Origin of the sequence: Vibrio sp. IB15 (assembly GCF_016406055.1) — a bacterium.
GTDB classification, from domain to species: domain Bacteria; phylum Pseudomonadota; class Gammaproteobacteria; order Enterobacterales; family Vibrionaceae; genus Vibrio; species Vibrio chagasii.
Genome location: NZ_JAEFCE010000084.1, coordinates 1 through 16,095, shown reverse-complemented (window position 1 = coordinate 16,095; position 16,095 = coordinate 1). Strand labels below are relative to the sequence as shown.

General features: G+C 45.5%; 13 protein-coding genes. 8 read left to right on the top strand and 5 right to left on the bottom strand.

The window, feature by feature from the left end:
* Positions 1-269 precede the first annotated feature (269 nt).
* The 5 genes from lpdA to ampD form a co-directional block, all read right to left on the bottom strand.
* Positions 270-1,700, bottom strand: a complete 1,431-nt coding sequence (gene lpdA, locus JC606_RS21345) for a dihydrolipoyl dehydrogenase (protein ID WP_004738171.1) — start codon at positions 1,698-1,700, stop codon at positions 270-272.
* A 241-nt stretch (positions 1,701-1,941) separates the two neighbouring features.
* Positions 1,942-3,837 (bottom strand): pyruvate dehydrogenase complex dihydrolipoyllysine-residue acetyltransferase, encoded by a 1,896-nt coding sequence (gene aceF, locus JC606_RS21340; RefSeq protein ID WP_198779379.1) that lies wholly within the window; start codon positions 3,835-3,837, stop codon positions 1,942-1,944.
* A gap of 30 nt (positions 3,838-3,867) precedes the next feature.
* Positions 3,868-6,531 carry a pyruvate dehydrogenase (acetyl-transferring), homodimeric type gene (gene aceE / locus JC606_RS21335; RefSeq protein WP_137409075.1) on the bottom strand — a complete coding sequence of 888 codons (2,664 nt, stop codon included), beginning with the start codon at positions 6,529-6,531 and terminating at the stop codon, positions 3,868-3,870.
* A 62-nt stretch (positions 6,532-6,593) separates the two neighbouring features.
* A complete protein-coding gene (gene pdhR, locus JC606_RS21330; protein ID WP_004738167.1) occupies positions 6,594-7,355 on the bottom strand; it encodes a pyruvate dehydrogenase complex transcriptional repressor PdhR in 762 nt (253 codons plus the stop codon).
* A 483-nt stretch (positions 7,356-7,838) separates the two neighbouring features.
* Positions 7,839-8,438: a 1,6-anhydro-N-acetylmuramyl-L-alanine amidase AmpD gene (gene ampD / locus JC606_RS21325; RefSeq protein ID WP_137409076.1), complete on the bottom strand. Its 600-nt coding sequence runs from the start codon at positions 8,436-8,438 to the stop codon at positions 7,839-7,841.
* An 83-nt stretch (positions 8,439-8,521) separates the two neighbouring features.
* Here ampD and nadC point away from each other — a divergent pair, with 83 nt between their 5' ends.
* From nadC to yacG, 8 genes are all read left to right on the top strand, one after another.
* A complete protein-coding gene (gene nadC, locus JC606_RS21320) occupies positions 8,522-9,412 on the top strand; it encodes a carboxylating nicotinate-nucleotide diphosphorylase (RefSeq protein WP_137409077.1) in 891 nt (296 codons plus the stop codon).
* A 254-nt stretch (positions 9,413-9,666) separates the two neighbouring features.
* A complete protein-coding gene (locus JC606_RS21315) occupies positions 9,667-10,131 on the top strand; it encodes a pilin (protein WP_137409082.1) in 465 nt (154 codons plus the stop codon).
* Positions 10,131-11,816 (top strand): type IV-A pilus assembly ATPase PilB, encoded by a 1,686-nt coding sequence (gene pilB, locus JC606_RS21310; protein ID WP_137409078.1) that lies wholly within the window; start codon positions 10,131-10,133, stop codon positions 11,814-11,816. The genes JC606_RS21315 and pilB overlap by 1 nt, the downstream gene beginning before the upstream one ends.
* 15 nt (positions 11,817-11,831) lie before the next feature.
* The gene (locus tag JC606_RS21305) at positions 11,832-13,061 is read left to right on the top strand and encodes a type II secretion system F family protein (protein WP_198779378.1); all 1,230 of its coding nucleotides are present in this window, start codon (positions 11,832-11,834) and stop codon (positions 13,059-13,061) included.
* A gap of 66 nt (positions 13,062-13,127) precedes the next feature.
* Positions 13,128-13,997, top strand: coding sequence for a prepilin peptidase (locus JC606_RS21300; RefSeq protein ID WP_137409080.1), 870 nt, complete (start codon positions 13,128-13,130; stop codon positions 13,995-13,997).
* Between the two features lie 2 nt (positions 13,998-13,999).
* Entirely contained in the window at positions 14,000-14,614 is a 615-nt protein-coding gene (gene coaE / locus JC606_RS21295; RefSeq protein WP_061032470.1) for a dephospho-CoA kinase, read from the top strand.
* 26 nt (positions 14,615-14,640) lie between these two features.
* A complete protein-coding gene (gene zapD, locus JC606_RS21290; protein ID WP_061032469.1) occupies positions 14,641-15,381 on the top strand; it encodes a cell division protein ZapD in 741 nt (246 codons plus the stop codon).
* 80 nt (positions 15,382-15,461) lie between these two features.
* Positions 15,462-15,659 (top strand): DNA gyrase inhibitor YacG, encoded by a 198-nt coding sequence (gene yacG, locus JC606_RS21285; RefSeq protein WP_008222354.1) that lies wholly within the window; start codon positions 15,462-15,464, stop codon positions 15,657-15,659.
* Positions 15,660-16,095: the final 436 nt, after the last annotated feature.

Genomic DNA, 16,095 nt, shown 5'->3' with positions numbered 1-16,095 from the left:
CCTGTAACTTTAGCTGACGCTGTCAGTTGAGGTGGGGAGTCCATACCATTGAGCGAGTTGGGGATCTTTTGCAGCAAAACAACTCACTTATAATGACGTATAAAAAAAACCGCTGACGAATCAGCGGCTTTTACAATCTATATATACTCAAAATAATTGGAGTTGCAGCTAGGCAACAAGTAAGTTCAGCCCTATGAGCATAGGAGTTCTATGTAATTAGGGTGAACTTACGCAGTTAACAACGCTGCGGCTTCAAGTATGAAGAGTATTTACTTCTTCTTTTTCACTGCTTTTTTGTTTGGAAGGTCAGTGATTGAACCTTCGAATACTTCCGCAGCAAGACCAACAGACTCGTGTAGAGTTGGGTGAGCGTGGATAGTAAGAGCGATATCTTCTGCGTCACAACCCATTTCGATTGCTAGGCCGATTTCACCAAGAAGCTCACCACCGTTAGTACCAACAACAGCACCACCGATTACGCGATGAGTATCTTTATCGAAGATCATCTTAGTCATACCATCTGCACAGTCAGAAGCGATTGCACGACCAGAAGCAGCCCAAGGGAAAGTCGCCACTTCGTAGTTTAGGCCTTCCGCTTTCGCTTCTTTCTCAGTCTTACCTACCCAAGCAACTTCTGGCTCAGTGTACGCAATTGATGGGATTACTTTAGGGTCGAAGTAGTGCTTCTTACCAGAGATAACTTCAGCAGCTACGTGACCTTCATGCACACCTTTGTGAGCAAGCATTGGTTGACCAACAACGTCACCGATCGCGTGGATGTGAGGAACGTTTGTACGCATTTGCTTATCAACGTTGATGAAGCCACGCTCGTCAACTTCGATACCTGCTTTTTCAGCATCGATAAGTGCACCGTTTGGAACACGACCGATAGCAACAAGAACAGCATCGTAGCGCTCAGCTTCAGCTGGTGCTTTCTTGCCTTCCATTGAAACGTAGATACCGTCTTCTTTCGCTTCAACTGCAGTTACTTTAGTTTCAAGCATTAGCTTGAACTTGTTCTTGATACGCTTAGTGAAGACTTTAACGATGTCTTTATCCGCAGCAGGGATAACTTGGTCGAACATCTCAACTACGTCTACTTTAGAACCTAGAGAGTGGTAAACCGTACCCATTTCAAGACCGATGATACCACCGCCCATGATAAGCAGTTTTTCAGGAACTTCTTTCAGCTCAAGTGCATCCGTAGAATCCCAAATACGTGGGTCTTCATGTGGAATGAAAGGAAGTTTGATTGGGCGAGAACCCGCAGCGATGATTGCGTTATCGAAGTTAACTGTTGTTGCTTCGCCTTCGCCTTCAACTAGGATGCTGTTAGGACCAGTGAACTTACCGAAACCGTTAACAACTGTTACGTTACGCATCTTAGCCATACCGCCAAGACCGCCAGTTAGTTGGTCTACTACTTTTTCTTTCCAGATACGGATCTTGCTGATGTCCGTTTGTGGCTCGCCAAATACAACGCCGTGCTCTGCCATCGCTTTCGCTTCTTCGATTACTTTAGAAACGTGCAGAAGTGCTTTCGATGGAATACAACCAACGTTTAGACATACACCACCAAGAGTGCTGTAACGTTCAACTAGTACTGTTTCTAGACCTAAATCCGCACAACGGAATGCAGCTGAGTAACCAGCAGGACCTGAACCAAGTACAACAACTTGGGCTTTAATTTCTTTGCTCATTGTGACCTCTTGTAGTCATTATCCCTAACAGGCTGAGTAGATGTTCTTAAAATTATTGGGCTTTCAAACAGCCAACATTTTACAGAGATGTTAACAGTGTGAAAGTAGCTTTAAGTTAGCCTGTGAGCTAGACAACACTTCCCTTTCGCTTTATGAGAAAAGCGGGAACTGTTCTCTAAAAATAGTCTTTATATAAAGAATTAAGGTGACCCGAAAGCCACCTTAATAATTACTTTCTCAATTACAGTACTAGACGACGGATGTCAGATAGTGCGCTGTTTAGGAAAGTAATGAAGCGTGCACCTTCAGCACCATCGATCACACGGTGGTCATATGATAGAGACAGTGGAAGCTGAAGACGTGGCTGGAACTCTTTACCATTCCAAACTGGCTTAATTTCAGACTTAGATACACCTAGGATACCTACTTCTGGAGCATTTACGATTGGCGTAAATGCAGTACCGCCGATGCCACCAAGGCTAGAGATTGTGAAACAACCGCCTTGCATGTCAGCTGCAGTTAGCTTACCAGCACGTGCTTTCTTAGACACAGCCATTAGCTCTTCAGATAGCTCGTAAATGCCTTTCTTGTTCACGTCTTTGAATACAGGAACAACTAGACCGTTTGGAGTATCTACCGCGATACCTACGTTTACGTACTTCTTAAGAATGATGCTTTCGCCATCTTCAGAAAGAGAAGAGTTAAACGCTGGGAACGCTTCTAGCGCTTTAGCAACAGCTTTCATGATGAACACAAGAGGAGTGATCTTCATGCCAGTGTCTTTCTTAGCTTCGATTGCGTTCTGCTCTTTACGGAATGCTTCTAGCTCAGTGATGTCTGCGTTATCCCACTGTGTAACGTGAGGGATCATTACCCAGTTACGGTGTAGGTTTGCACCAGAGATCTTCTTGATCTTAGAAAGCTTCTGAACTTCAGTTTCGCCGAACTTGCTGAAGTCAACTTTTGGCCATGGTAGTAGACCAAGAGCAGAGCCGTCACCGCCTTTGCCAGATGCCGCAGCACCAGACTCTAGACGCTTAAGTGCATCTTTAACGTAAGACTGAACGTCTTCTTTAAGTACACGGCTCTTACGACCAGTACCTTTAACTTTCGCTAGGTTTACACCGAACTCACGAGCTAGACGACGAACAACTGGAGACGCGTGTGCGTACTCACCGTTTTCTTGGAAGTCGTCTGCAGCTGCAGGAGCTGCTGCCGCTGGAGCTTCAGCTTTAGGTGCAGGTGCCGCCGCTGGAGCTGCTGCTTGTGCAGGTGCTGCAACAGGAGCTGGAGCTGCGCCTTCAACTACGAAAGTCATGATTAGAGAGCCAGTTGACACTTTGTCGCCAGCTGCAATCTTGATCTCTTTAACTGTACCAGCGAATGGTGCAGGAACTTCCATTGAAGCTTTGTCGCCTTCAACAGTAATTAGAGATTGCTCTTCTTCTACTGTATCGCCAACCGCTACCATTACTTCAGTAACTTCTACTTCGTCACCGCCGATGTCTGGAACGTTTACTTCTTTTTCAGCTGACGCTGCTGGAGCCGCTGCAGCTGGTGCTGCCGCCGCTGGAGCAGGAGCTGCTGCAGGTGCTGAACCAGCAACTTCGAATACCATTACTAGAGAACCAGTAGAAACTGAGTCACCAGAAGCGATCTTGATTTCTTTAACGATACCAGCGAATGGTGCAGGAACTTCCATTGAAGCCTTGTCACCTTCAACAGTTAGAAGAGATTGCTCTTCTTCTACTGCATCACCGATAGCAACCATGATCTCAGTAACTTCTACTTCGTCGCCACCGATATCTGGAACGTGAACTTCTTTAAGCTCTGCCGCTGCTGCCGCTACAGGAGCAGCTACTGGAGCTGCCTCTGCTGCTGGAGCAGGCGCAGCTTCAGCTGCACCCTCGGCTTCGAAAATCATGATTAGAGAACCAGTAGAAACTGAATCGCCTTCAGCCACTTTGATTTCTTTAACGATACCGGCTTGAGACGCTGGAACTTCCATAGAAGCTTTGTCGCCTTCAACAGTGATTAGAGACTGTTCTTCTTCAACCTTGTCGCCAACGCTTACAAGAATCTCAGTAACTTCAACCTCATCCGCACCGATGTCAGGTACATTAATTTCGATTGCCATTGCTTATTTACCTTCTAGTTAAGCGCTGTATTAAGCGTATTGTGGGTTTGTTTTTTCAGTGTCGATATCAAATTTAGCAATTGCTTCAACAACTACAGATTTCTCGATATCACCACGTTTAGCCAGTTCAGTTAGGGCAGCAACTACTACGTAGCCTGCGTTAACTTCGAAGTGACGACGTAGGTTTTCACGGCTGTCAGAACGGCCGTAACCATCAGTACCAAGTACTTTGTAAGACTCAGAAGGCATGAACGCACGAACTTGCTCAGAGTAGTTCTTCATGTAGTCAGTCGCTGCGATTGCTGGCTCAGTACCCATTACTTGTGCAATGTAAGGTACTTTCGCTTCTGCTTCTGGGTGAAGCATGTTGTAACGCTCTGCGTCTTGACCGTCACGAGTTAGCTCGTTGAACGATGTTACAGAGAATACGTCAGATGCGATGCCGTACTCTTCGCTTAGGATAGTCGCGGCTTTACGTACTTCGTTCATGATAGTACCAGAGCCCATTAGCTGAACTTTAGACTTGTCACCTGCGTAAGACTCAAGCTTATAGATACCCTTACGGATGCCTTCTTCAGCGCCTTCTGGCATTGCTGGCATTGCGTAGTTTTCGTTCATAACAGTTAGGTAGTAGAACACGTTCTCTTGTTTCTCACCGTACATGCGACGGATACCGTCTTGCATGATTACTGCAACTTCGTAAGCGAATGTTGGGTCGTAAGAGATACAATTAGGAACCGTGTTCGCCATGATGTGTGAGTGGCCATCTTCGTGCTGTAGACCTTCACCGTTTAGCGTTGTACGACCAGCAGTAGCACCTAATAGGAAACCACGAGCTTGTTGGTCACCAGCCATCCACGCCATATCGCCTACACGTTGGAAACCAAACATTGAGTAGTAGATATAGAACGGGATCATTGGTAGATCGTTCGTGCTGTATGATGTTGCAGCTGCGACCCAAGAAGCCATTGAGCCTAGCTCGTTGATACCTTCTTGTAGAACCTGACCTGACGTAGCTTCTTTATAGTAAGAAACGATGTCGCGATCTTGAGGTGTGTAGTTCTGACCGTGCGGGTTGTAAATACCGATCTGACGGAATAGACCTTCCATACCGAACGTACGAGCTTCGTCACAGATGATAGGAACGATGTTCTTACCGATGTTCTTGTCTTTCAGTAGGATGTTTAGCGTACGTACGTAAGCCATTGTTGTAGAGATGTCACGCTTCTGTTCAGTTAGTAGCGGAGTGAACTCTTCTAGCTCAGGTGTTTTGAATTCTTGAGTGAACTTAGGTAGACGCTGTGGCGTGTAACCTTTTAGTTCTTTACGACGAGCGTGTAGGTATTCGTACTCCGCTGTACCTTCTTCAAGTTTCAGGTATGGAAGTTCTTTTACTGCTTCGTCAGTTAGGATGTCTTGAAGACCTAGACGATCACGTAGGTGTAGTACGTGAGTCATGTCCATCTTCTTAACTTGGTGCGCGATGTTCTTACCTTCAGCCGCTTCACCCATGCCGTAACCTTTAACAGTCTTCGCTAGGATTACTGTTGGACGACCTTTAGTTTCTGCTGCGTTCTTGTAAGCTGCGTACAGTTTAGAAGACTCATGACCACCGCGCTTAAGTGCGAAGATTTCATCGTCAGTCATGTCTGCAACTAGTGCAGCCGTTTCTGGGTACTTACCGAAGAAGTGCTCACGTACGTATGCACCGTCTTTAGATTTAAATGTTTGGTAATCACCATCTACAGTTTCGTTCATCAGCTGTAGAAGCTTGCCTGTTGTATCTTTAGCAAGTAGTGCATCCCAGTTGCTACCCCAAATAACTTTAACAACGTTCCAACCAGCGCCTTTGAATAGACCTTCTAGCTCTTGGATGATGCTACCGTTACCCATTACAGGGCCGTCTAGACGCTGTAGGTTACAGTTGATTAGGAATGTTAGGTTGTCTAGTTTTTCACGCGCAGCGAAAGACAGTGAACCACGTGATTCTGGCTCATCCATCTCACCATCACCTAGGAATGCGTATACACGCTGTGCAGATGTGTCTTTTAGACCACGACCGTCTAGGTACTTAAGGAAACGTGCTTGGTAGATCGCAGAAATTGGACCAAGACCCATAGATACTGTTGGGAACTGCCAGAACTCAGGCATCAGTTTAGGGTGTGGGTATGACGGGATACCTTTACCATCCACTTCTTGACGGAAGTTATCTAGCTGCTCTTCAGTTAGACGACCTTCAACGAATGCACGAGCGTAGATACCCGGTGAGATGTGACCTTGGTAGTAAACTAGATCGCCACCGTCCGTCTCGTTTGGAGCTCGGAAGAAGTGGTTGAAACAAACTTCGTAGAACGCCGCTGCTGACTGGTAAGAAGCCATGTGACCACCTAGGTCTAGGTCTTTCTTAGAAGCACGCAATACGATCATGATTGCGTTCCAGCGAATAATCGAACGAATACGACGTTCAAGAGTTACATCACCTGGGTATGCTGGCTCTTGTGCTGCCGGAATCGTGTTGATGTAGTTAGTGTTGATACCAGTTGGCATATCAACGCCATCTAGACGTGCTTTCTCTAGAACTGTTTCTAGTAGGAACTGTGCACGTTCTACACCTTCTTCACGTACTACTGACTCAAGAGCTTCTAACCAATCTTGAGTTTCCAGTGCGTCTACGTCATGCTTCATGTCAGACATGGCGATCTATCCTTTTTGTTAGTTGGATTCTACTAAACACGTAAAAAGCCGAAGTATTACGGCTATTTACCCTGTTGAATTCGACGCAGGGAGCGTTCGCGGCGCGACTCTTCCTTCGTCAAATCCAGCAATGTTTCTTCGATGTAAGCTAAATGAGAATGTGACATTTCACGCGCCTTCTCAGGCTGGCCAGAAACGATCGCATCTACGATATTAGCTCGATGTATACTCACTTTCTCCACAACGTCTTTACGACGATGCAACAGCTTTAAATTTTCTAAGACGTTTTGTTCGAGTAACGGAGCCAAGCTACGAACAATGTGCAATAACACCACATTGTGTGCTGCCTCTGTTAAAGCAATAAGGAAAGCCATCACCGCTGCAGATTCGGCTTCAATATCACCCTTATCTTGCGCACCGTGAATTTTTTCTTGGCAGGCTTGAATACGAGCAAAGTCTTCATCAGTGCCACGCAATGCCGCGAAGTAAGCCGAAATCCCTTCCATCGCATGACGCGATTCCAACAAGTCTAGTTGGGTTTCAGAATGGGATGACAACAAATTAAGCAAAGGATCTGAAAAGCTTTTCCAGATATTTTCGCTAACAAACGTACCTCCACCTTGACGGCGAGTAAGCAAGCGTTTTGCTTCTAAACGTTGTATCGCTTCTCGGATTGAAGGACGAGACACATCGAACTGTTTCGCCAGTTCGCGCTCAGGCGGCAACTGCTGCCCAGGAGCCAGTGTTCCTTCCACAATCAACCTTTCTAACTCTTGTTCGATTACATCGGAGAGTTTTGGCTGACGAATCCTTTGATAAGCCATAGTTTGTTGTTCTTCTTTTTCTTCGCTGACAATTGGTAATACCAATTTTAAGTTGGGCAGAAATTAACATAATTAAAACGCCACTGTCCAGCGTAAAATTGACCTGCATCATAGAACGCAGTGTGAATTAACCACGATTTAACAAATGAAATTTAAAACAGCAACCAAATTGGTCTTACCATTTACAGCGCTAATACTTTTGGGGAGTATTCGTGCTAGAAAGTTTCAGGATAAAAATGAATTGTTTCAGAAAGATTAGCCTAAGTCGGTCAAAAATCGAACCAAGAGCACATTTGGGAGGGAAATTCTGTTCACAAGCTTTAATATCTAGGTGTTTGATAAGCTCGTCACACTCTCGATTTATTGACGCACACCCGCCAACCACTTTCTTTACATTGCAACAACAAAAATTCACAAGTGGTTATGCTAAGCGTTGATTAAGCAAGGCTCTGTAATTAGCAGAGCCATGAAGAATATGAGGAATTAGAAGCGTAATTTGCCTTTAAATTTTGCCCAGTCAAAGACTAAACCTGGGTCAGTTTTGCGTAAAGGTGCTATGTATTGATGGCCAGTAATACGTTCATTAGTAATCTGAGGAAAGCTTAGTACCAACGTTTCAGTTAGCTCAGTCAAGGCGTGATACTGCTGCTCTGTATAGGCAACAAAGTCACTTCCCTCTAATTCAATACCAATAGAGTAATCATTACACCTTTCACGACCGGCAAAGCTCGATTGGCCAGCATGCCAAGCCCGGTCAAGGAAAGAAACAAACTGCACCACTTCGCCATCACGGTGAATCAAGCAGTGAGAAGATACCCCCATTTGATGAATCACTTTGAAAAACGGGTGTTCCGCTGGATCGAGATTACCCGTAAAGAACTGCTCGATATAAGGCCCACCAAATTGCCCCGGTGGCAGGCTAATATTGTGGACCACCAGCAGAGAGATATCATCGACACTCAGTCGAGCGTCAAAATACGGAGAAGGAACATGCCGAGCGTTTTCGTACCATCCTTTGGAGCAGATCGTCATCTTGGTCTCTCTTTCTTTTTTGCTAGCACAGTAGATTGTGACCTTGCCCATAGAGCAGTCGCGCTAGCCTCTTTAATTTGAAGTTAAGCAAGAGTATCATTCCATTCCCACTCCCTTTCAAGATTAGATTTGCGATGAAAAACACACATAACAGCCACCAACGCCTTGACTACTTAAAAGAGCAACTGCCTCTCGAGATCACTCGTGCAGTCGCAGAAACAATCAAAGAAGATCTAGGCGGTACGTTAGATCCAGCGGCTGATATTACGGCAAGTCTAATCCCAGCTGACGCTATCAACAGCGCAACCATCATCACTCGTGAGCACGGCGTATTCTGTGGTAAAGCATGGGCTGATGAGGTATTTAAGCAGCTAGGCGGTGAAGTGACTATCGAGTGGAACGTAGAAGATGGCGATAAGGTTGAACCAAACCAAACGCTTTGTACCCTAACCGGTCCAGCGCGCGCACTATTAACTGGTGAGCGTAACGCAATGAACTTCATTCAAACGCTATCTGGTTGTGCGACAGCGACCGCTATCTATGCTGATAAAATCAAACACACTGAGTGCCGTCTGCTAGATACTCGTAAAACCATCCCTGGCCTGCGTAGTGCACTAAAATACGCTGTAGCTTGTGGTGGCGGTTTCAACCACCGTATCGGTGTTTTCGATGCCTACTTAATCAAAGAAAACCACATCATCGCATGTGGTGGTATTGAAAAAGCTATCTCAACAGCAAAAGAGCTAAACCCTGGTAAGCCAATTGAAGTTGAAACTGAGAGCCTGGAAGAGCTAGAGCAAGCGATCAACGCGGGCGCAGACATCATCATGCTAGACAACTTCACCACTGACATGATGCGTGAAGCTGTTAAGATCAATGCAGGCCGTGCTGCACTAGAAAACTCTGGTAACGTGACGTTAGACACCATCGCTGAGTTCGCTGAAACGGGTGTCGATTACATCTCGGTTGGCGCTTTAACCAAACACCTAAAAGCAATGGATCTATCAATGAGATTCAAAGCGTAATTTACTGAATAGTAAATAGTTTATATGAAGGCACTGTTAATGACAGTGCCTTTTTTATTGCCTTAATTATCAGTATTTCAAACCGTTATTTAAGTTGATCGCATAAATTTGCGCGCCATATGCAACAGCCACTCAATAAATTCAAAACCACTCGCGACCGCACCTGAACACCATTCCACTTCCCTATCTCGACTTCTATTCTCTCTACCATCTTGTGCTTGCACTGAAACAAACTAAAGAATGGAATGAAAAGAATGAATAACAAGAACAAAAGAACAAATCAGAAAGGTTTCACGCTGATTGAATTGATGATCGTAATTGCAATAATTGGCATTTTGTCTGCCTTTGCCATACCTGCTTACCAAAATTACACAATGAAAGCGCACGCTAGTGAAATGTTAAGCGCTTCTTCTGCTATGAAAATGTCGCTTGGTATATGCCTAGTAAATGGAGAGACTAATTGCGCATCAGGTAATGGTGGTGTGCCTGGGGCGCAAGACTTGGGAGCTTTTACCGTATCAGCAGTTGCTGGGGTTAGTGGAGCTGCAACAACAATTCAAGCTGTTGTAGATGCAGGGGAAACAAAAGGAAGACTAGTTGAGGGAGACACCATAACCATAACCCCTGACCTACAAAACGCCGGGGTAACATGGGCTATTACATGTACAAATGGAGGAACACAAGGTGCAGCGGTCACTGATTGGTGTCCTGTTAACTAATGCTAACCAACCTCCCTACAATTCTCCGTCAGGCTGATTTACTTAGCCTGACTCAAGAACAAGCCGTGGCGGAGCACGTGCAAGCTTCAGGTATTTCGACTCCTGAAGCTTTGCTTGTTCTTGATCTCTTCACAGGCGACTCCCTAGCAAACAATATACAAGCCATCTTTGGCTTGCCGTTAGTTCAATTGAGCAACACAGATTATGAAGCTTTGTGTGACCAATTAGGGCTTCGCGAGCTGATAACCAAATACCGTGCACTTCCGATCTCAGTCTCTAATTCGACGCTCACAGTGGCTTCAGCCGACCCTACCGACTTACAGGCTGAAGATGATTTTCGTTTTGCTACCGGCCTGCAGATAGAACTGGCAGTCGCCAATTACTCAGAACTGGAAGGCGCGATACGCAAGTTATACGGCCGTTCTATTTCAGGGCAAGAGTCCAAACGCAAAGAGATCACCCAAGATGAACTGGCTAACCTAGTTGAAGTGTCTGACGACGAGCTCGCGTCGATTGAGGACCTTAGCCAAGACGACTCTCCAGTTAGCCGATTTATCAATCAGATACTGGTCGATGCGGTACGTAAAGGCGCATCAGATATTCATTTTGAACCTTACGAAGAGCACTACCGTGTGCGCCTGCGTTGTGACGGTATATTGGTTGAAATCCAGCAACCCGCTTCTCACCTAAGCCGACGTTTATCCGCCCGTTTAAAAATTATCGCTAAATTAGATATTGCCGAGCGTCGCTTACCTCAAGACGGACGAATAAAACTTCGCCTGAATGATGAGTTAGCGATAGACATGCGCGTCTCCACATTGCCAACCTTGTGGGGCGAGAAGATCGTACTGCGGCTGCTTGATAGCAGCGCGGCGAATCTCGATATCGACAAGCTCGGGTACAGCGGCGATCAAAAAGCCCTCTACCTGAATGCACTCAAACGCCCGCAAGGAATGATCTTAATGACAGGCCCCACTGGCAGCGGAAAAACCGTCTCGCTTTATACCGGCCTTAGAGTATTGAACACCACAGAACGTAATATCTCCACCGCAGAGGATCCAGTAGAGATTAACCTGTGTGGCATCAATCAAGTGCAAGTGATGCCAAAGATTGGCTTCGGATTCGCTGAAGCCCTGCGCTCGTTTCTACGACAAGATCCAGATGTGGTGATGGTTGGTGAGATCCGTGATTTAGAAACCGCAGAAATAGCCATAAAAGCATCGCAAACCGGTCACTTGGTACTTTCAACTCTCCATACCAACTCTGCGGCAGAAACGGTGACCCGACTCGCTCATATGGGGATTGCGCCCTTTAATCTAGCCTCATCATTGAGCTTAATCATTGCCCAACGACTGGCAAGACGCTTGTGCAACCAATGCAAAACCGTTGACGACTCTCCAGACATCTTTCTGCGTCACTCAATCCCTAATAGCAAAACCATTTATAAGGCCAACCCACAAGGATGTAACGAGTGCAATCAAGGCTATTCAGGGCGTGTCGGTATTTACGAAGTGATGCCATTCACCGACAAACTCAAAAATAGCCTGATCAGCAAACCGAATGCGCTGGAGATTGAAGACCTTGCTCGCCGAGAAGGAATGCGCACACTGCAAGAGTCAGGGTTAGATAAATTGCTTGAAGGCACCACCAGCTATCAAGAACTGCAACGTGTTCTGTACCTATAGTCCATCGGAGCTTCAATGATCACTAAACCTAAGCAATCACAATTAAAAAGCTACCACTGGAAAGGCATCAACAGCTCTGGCAAAAAAGTGTCAGGGCAGACCTTAGCGCTTACTGAATTAGAGGTGCGTGAAAAGCTCAAAGATCAGCATATCCAGATAAAGAAAATCAAAAAGAAAAGTATTTCGGCACTGACGCGTTTAACCCATCGAGTTAAATCTAGAGACATCACCGTGTTGACCCGCGAGCTTGCTACCATGCTAGGAACTGGCGTCCCAATCGTGCAGGCGATTAAATTGGTCTCAGATAACCACCGCAAAGCTGAAATGAAATCTATCCTGTCACACATATGTAAAGGTGTCGAAGCTGGTACACCTATCTCCAAAGCGATGCGAACCGCGAGTCGCCACTTTGATGATCTTTATACCGATTTAGTCGCAACGGGTGAGCTCTCGGGTAACCTTGCGCAAGTATTTGAACGCCTAGCGACATATCGAGAGAAGAGTGAACAGCTCAAGTCTAAGGTCATCAAAGCGCTCATCTATCCTGCAATGGTGGTTACTGTCGCACTCACAGTCTCTTATTTAATGCTGACCATGGTGATTCCTGAGTTTGAGTCGATGTTTTCGGGCTTTGGTGCCGACCTCCCTTGGTTTACTCAGCAAGTACTTGAGCTTTCTCATTGGATGCAGGCATACAGCTTTTACACGTTTGTAGGTGCTGGGTTGGCTGCCTTAGTAATCTATCAACTCTGTCAGCGCTCCTACTCGATTCGATTATCTACCAGCCGCTTAGGATTAAGGTTTCCAATCCTAGGCGGAGTAATGGCCAAAGCCTCCATTGCCAAGTTCAGTCGAACACTATCAACCAGTTTCGGTTCTGGTATCCCCATTCTCATGAGCCTAAAAACCACGGCCAAAACCGCAGGCAACCTGCACTATGAATCGGCAATCATTGAAGTACATCGTGAAACCGCTGCGGGCATCCCTATGTATATTGCCATGCGTAATACCAATGCGTTTCCTGAAATGATGTTGCAGATGGTGATGATTGGCGAAGAGTCTGGAAACCTTGATGAAATGCTCAACAAAATCGCCTCGATTTACGAGTTTGAAGTAGACAACACCGTCGACAATTTAGGCAAAATATTAGAGCCGCTGATCATTGTGTTTTTAGGATCTGTAGTGGGTGGTCTTGTGGTTGCGATGTACTTACCGATCTTTAATCTTATGAGTGTGTTAGGATAGCCAAAAGCAACTAAACACCCATGAGTAGAAACCTCTACTCATCTTGATTAAGTGGTAAAGGACACTATGGAAGTATTTCACTACTATCCTTGGCTATTCCCGGTATTAGCATTCATTTTTAGTCTTCTGATTGGCAGCTTCCTTAACGTCGTCATACATCGTTTACCAATTATGATGGAACGCGAATGGCAACAAGAGTGCTCGGAGTATTTCTCCCAATATAAAATTCCGGCGCCAGAAGGTAAGTTCAACCTCAGTGTTCCTCGCTCTACTTGCCCTAAATGTAAAACTCAATTAAGAATCGTCGACAATATTCCAGTGTTAAGCTGGTTGTTCTTGAAGGGTAAGTGTCACAGCTGTGCTAATCCAATCAGCGCTCGCTACCCTTTGGTTGAACTGCTGACTGCGACACTTTGCACAGTTGTTGCCAGTCACTTTGGTTTCAGTTTTTACGCTATTGCACTGGTATTTTTCACCTTTGCGTTAATTACCGCGACTTTTATCGACCTCGACACCATGCTATTGCCTGATCAAATTACCTTGCCGTTAGTTTGGTCTGGTATCGCTTTAGCCCTATTTAATATCGGCCCAGTATCGCTTCAAGACTCAGTAGTCGGCGCTATGGCTGGCTACCTCGCGTTATGGTCCGTCTACTGGCTGTTCAAACTGCTGACAGGTAAAGAAGGCATGGGTTACGGTGACTTCAAGTTACTGGCTGCACTTGGCGCATGGCTGGGTTGGCAGCATCTACCGATGATCATCCTGCTGTCTTCGCTTGTTGGCCTGGTGTTTGGTTTGATTCAGCTGCGCTTGAAACAGCAAGGCATTGATAAAGCCTTCCCATTCGGCCCTTACCTTGCGATTGCTGGTTGGGTAAGCTTGATGTGGGGTAACGACATCATGGGTTGGTATTTCACTTCAGTATTAGGAATGTAACCATGGCAATCATTATCGGATTAAGTGGCGGTATAGCCAGTGGAAAAACGACTGTCGCTAACCTATTCAACGAACATTTTGGCATTGATATTGTCGACGCCGATATCGTGGCACGTGAAGTGGTTGCGTTAGGCAGTGATGGACTAAAACAGATTACTGCTCATTTTGGTGAAACCATCTTGCTTGAAGATGGCACACTCAATCGATCTAAACTGCGCGAGCTGATCTTCTCAGACCCAGAGCAAAAACAATGGCTCAATGATCTTCTTCATCCCATGATCCGTGACAAAATTGACAGTGACCTGTCTAAAGTCACCTCTCCCTATGGTTTATTAGTCGCACCTCTATTGGTTGAAAACCAGATGCAAGGCATGACGGATCGCGTATTAATTGTTGATGTGCCTACAGAAGTGCAAATTGAACGAACGATGAGCCGTGACAATGTTTCTAGGGAACAAGTTGCATCAATTTTGAAATCACAAGCTTCAAGAGAACAACGCTTAGCAGTTGCAGATGACGTGATTAAAAACCATACTAAAAACCAAGAACTTTTGCCGCAAATCACAGATTTACATAAAAAGTATCTGGCAATCAGTACAGTAGATGGGTCAGAATAGAACTATGTTGAATGAAGGCTTGCTCGATGATCACCCACAAATTTGAACATCCTCTAAATGAGAAAACACGCATCTACCTAAGAGTGGAATCACTCTTGAGGCAGTTACACCTGTCTTCTACATTTTCCGATGCTCAACAGTATCAACTCTTTTTCCGCTCTATCTTCGATCTGATTGAAATCTTCGAACAGATCCAACTCAAGAGCGAACTTGCAAAAGATCTTGAGAAGCAACGTGTCACCTACAAAAGCTGGTTAGACGTTGAAGGTGTCGATCAAGAGATGCTTACGTCACTGCTCAATGACATTGGCAACATCTATCGTGATTTAATGCACGCGGAGCGTTTTGGTCAATCTCTCAAAGAAGACCGCTTCCTAAGTGCCATTCGCCAGCGTTTTAATCTGCCTGGCGGTTCATGCTGCTTTGACCTACCAGCGCTGCATTATTGGTTACACCTCCCTCTTGATAAAAGAATGAGAGATGCCAAGGCGTGGATGGATAGCCTACAGCCTCTGTATGAAGCGCTAACGCTATGGTTAAAGCTAACCCGAGAGACTGGTCACTTTAAAGAGCAAATTGCTCGCGCTGGCTTCTTCCAAAGCGATGCTGAAGAAGCGAATATCCTTCGCCTATCCATTCCGATGCAATACGGTGCCTACCCTATGATCTCAGGGCACAAAAACCGCTTTGCTGTTAAATTCATGAGTTTTGAAACAGGACAAGCCTGTACTCAAGATATCGAATTTGAGCTGGCTATCTGCACCTAATTAATTTCCTTTAGCGTTTGGCTTGAGTGAACACTTGAGCCTAAACTTTTTGTTATTTCACCCTCTAATTAAGAATCACTATGTCGAACAAAATCACCATCGTTAAATGCCCTCAATGTAATACTGACGTTGAATGGGGTGAACAGAGCCCACACCGTCCGTTTTGCAGTAAGCAATGTCAGATGATTGATTTCGGTGAATGGGCAGACGAAGAGAACAGCATCGCTGGCGCACCAGACATGTCCGATAGCGATGGTTGGTCAGAAGACCAGTACTAAGATTCGAGATTCGAGATTCGAGATTCGAGATTCGAGATTCGAGATTCGAGATTCGAGAAGAATTATTAAGGGTTGGCGTTTTGCGTCAATCCTTTTTTATTGCCGACAGTTTGGTGTTTGCCAAAAGAGATTCCCTACTCCTTCCTTCGTCAGTCTAGGGAATGACGGTAACTTTAGTGTTCGGTTTACTCTGTCACCTCCTTAACTAAGGAACAGGCTAGCCCGGAGCTAATGTCTCTGAGCTAGATACATAGCATCACAAACCAAATGCAGACTACTGTACTTCCTCACGGACAGGATTGATGCCCCAGTCCTCTCATAGCGAGCCCTTTGGTTTTATGTACTAATTCGTACATAAAACCTCCCGTCATCCCCAAGAGTGAGGGACGTATATGGACTCCCCTAGTATTGCAAGGAAACGAGTAAAGGTATGCAA

What these genes read in the sequence shown, in the direction of transcription:
- lpdA (WP_004738171.1), bottom strand. Translation starts at nt 1,700, where the DNA reads ATGAGCAAAGAAATTAAAGCCCAAGTTGTTGTACTTGGTTCAGGTCCT.
- aceF (WP_198779379.1), bottom strand. Translation starts at nt 3,837, where the DNA reads ATGGCAATCGAAATTAATGTACCTGACATCGGTGCGGATGAGGTTGAA.
- aceE (WP_137409075.1), bottom strand. Translation starts at nt 6,531, where the DNA reads ATGTCTGACATGAAGCATGACGTAGACGCACTGGAAACTCAAGATTGG.
- pdhR (WP_004738167.1), bottom strand. Translation starts at nt 7,355, where the DNA reads ATGGCTTATCAAAGGATTCGTCAGCCAAAACTCTCCGATGTAATCGAA.
- ampD (WP_137409076.1), bottom strand. Translation starts at nt 8,438, where the DNA reads ATGGGCAAGGTCACAATCTACTGTGCTAGCAAAAAAGAAAGAGAGACC.
- nadC (WP_137409077.1), top strand. Translation starts at nt 8,522, where the DNA reads ATGAAAAACACACATAACAGCCACCAACGCCTTGACTACTTAAAAGAG.
- JC606_RS21315 (WP_137409082.1), top strand. Translation starts at nt 9,667, where the DNA reads ATGAATAACAAGAACAAAAGAACAAATCAGAAAGGTTTCACGCTGATT.
- pilB (WP_137409078.1), top strand. Translation starts at nt 10,131, where the DNA reads ATGCTAACCAACCTCCCTACAATTCTCCGTCAGGCTGATTTACTTAGC.
- JC606_RS21305 (WP_198779378.1), top strand. Translation starts at nt 11,832, where the DNA reads ATGATCACTAAACCTAAGCAATCACAATTAAAAAGCTACCACTGGAAA.
- JC606_RS21300 (WP_137409080.1), top strand. Translation starts at nt 13,128, where the DNA reads ATGGAAGTATTTCACTACTATCCTTGGCTATTCCCGGTATTAGCATTC.
- coaE (WP_061032470.1), top strand. Translation starts at nt 14,000, where the DNA reads ATGGCAATCATTATCGGATTAAGTGGCGGTATAGCCAGTGGAAAAACG.
- zapD (WP_061032469.1), top strand. Translation starts at nt 14,641, where the DNA reads ATGATCACCCACAAATTTGAACATCCTCTAAATGAGAAAACACGCATC.
- yacG (WP_008222354.1), top strand. Translation starts at nt 15,462, where the DNA reads ATGTCGAACAAAATCACCATCGTTAAATGCCCTCAATGTAATACTGAC.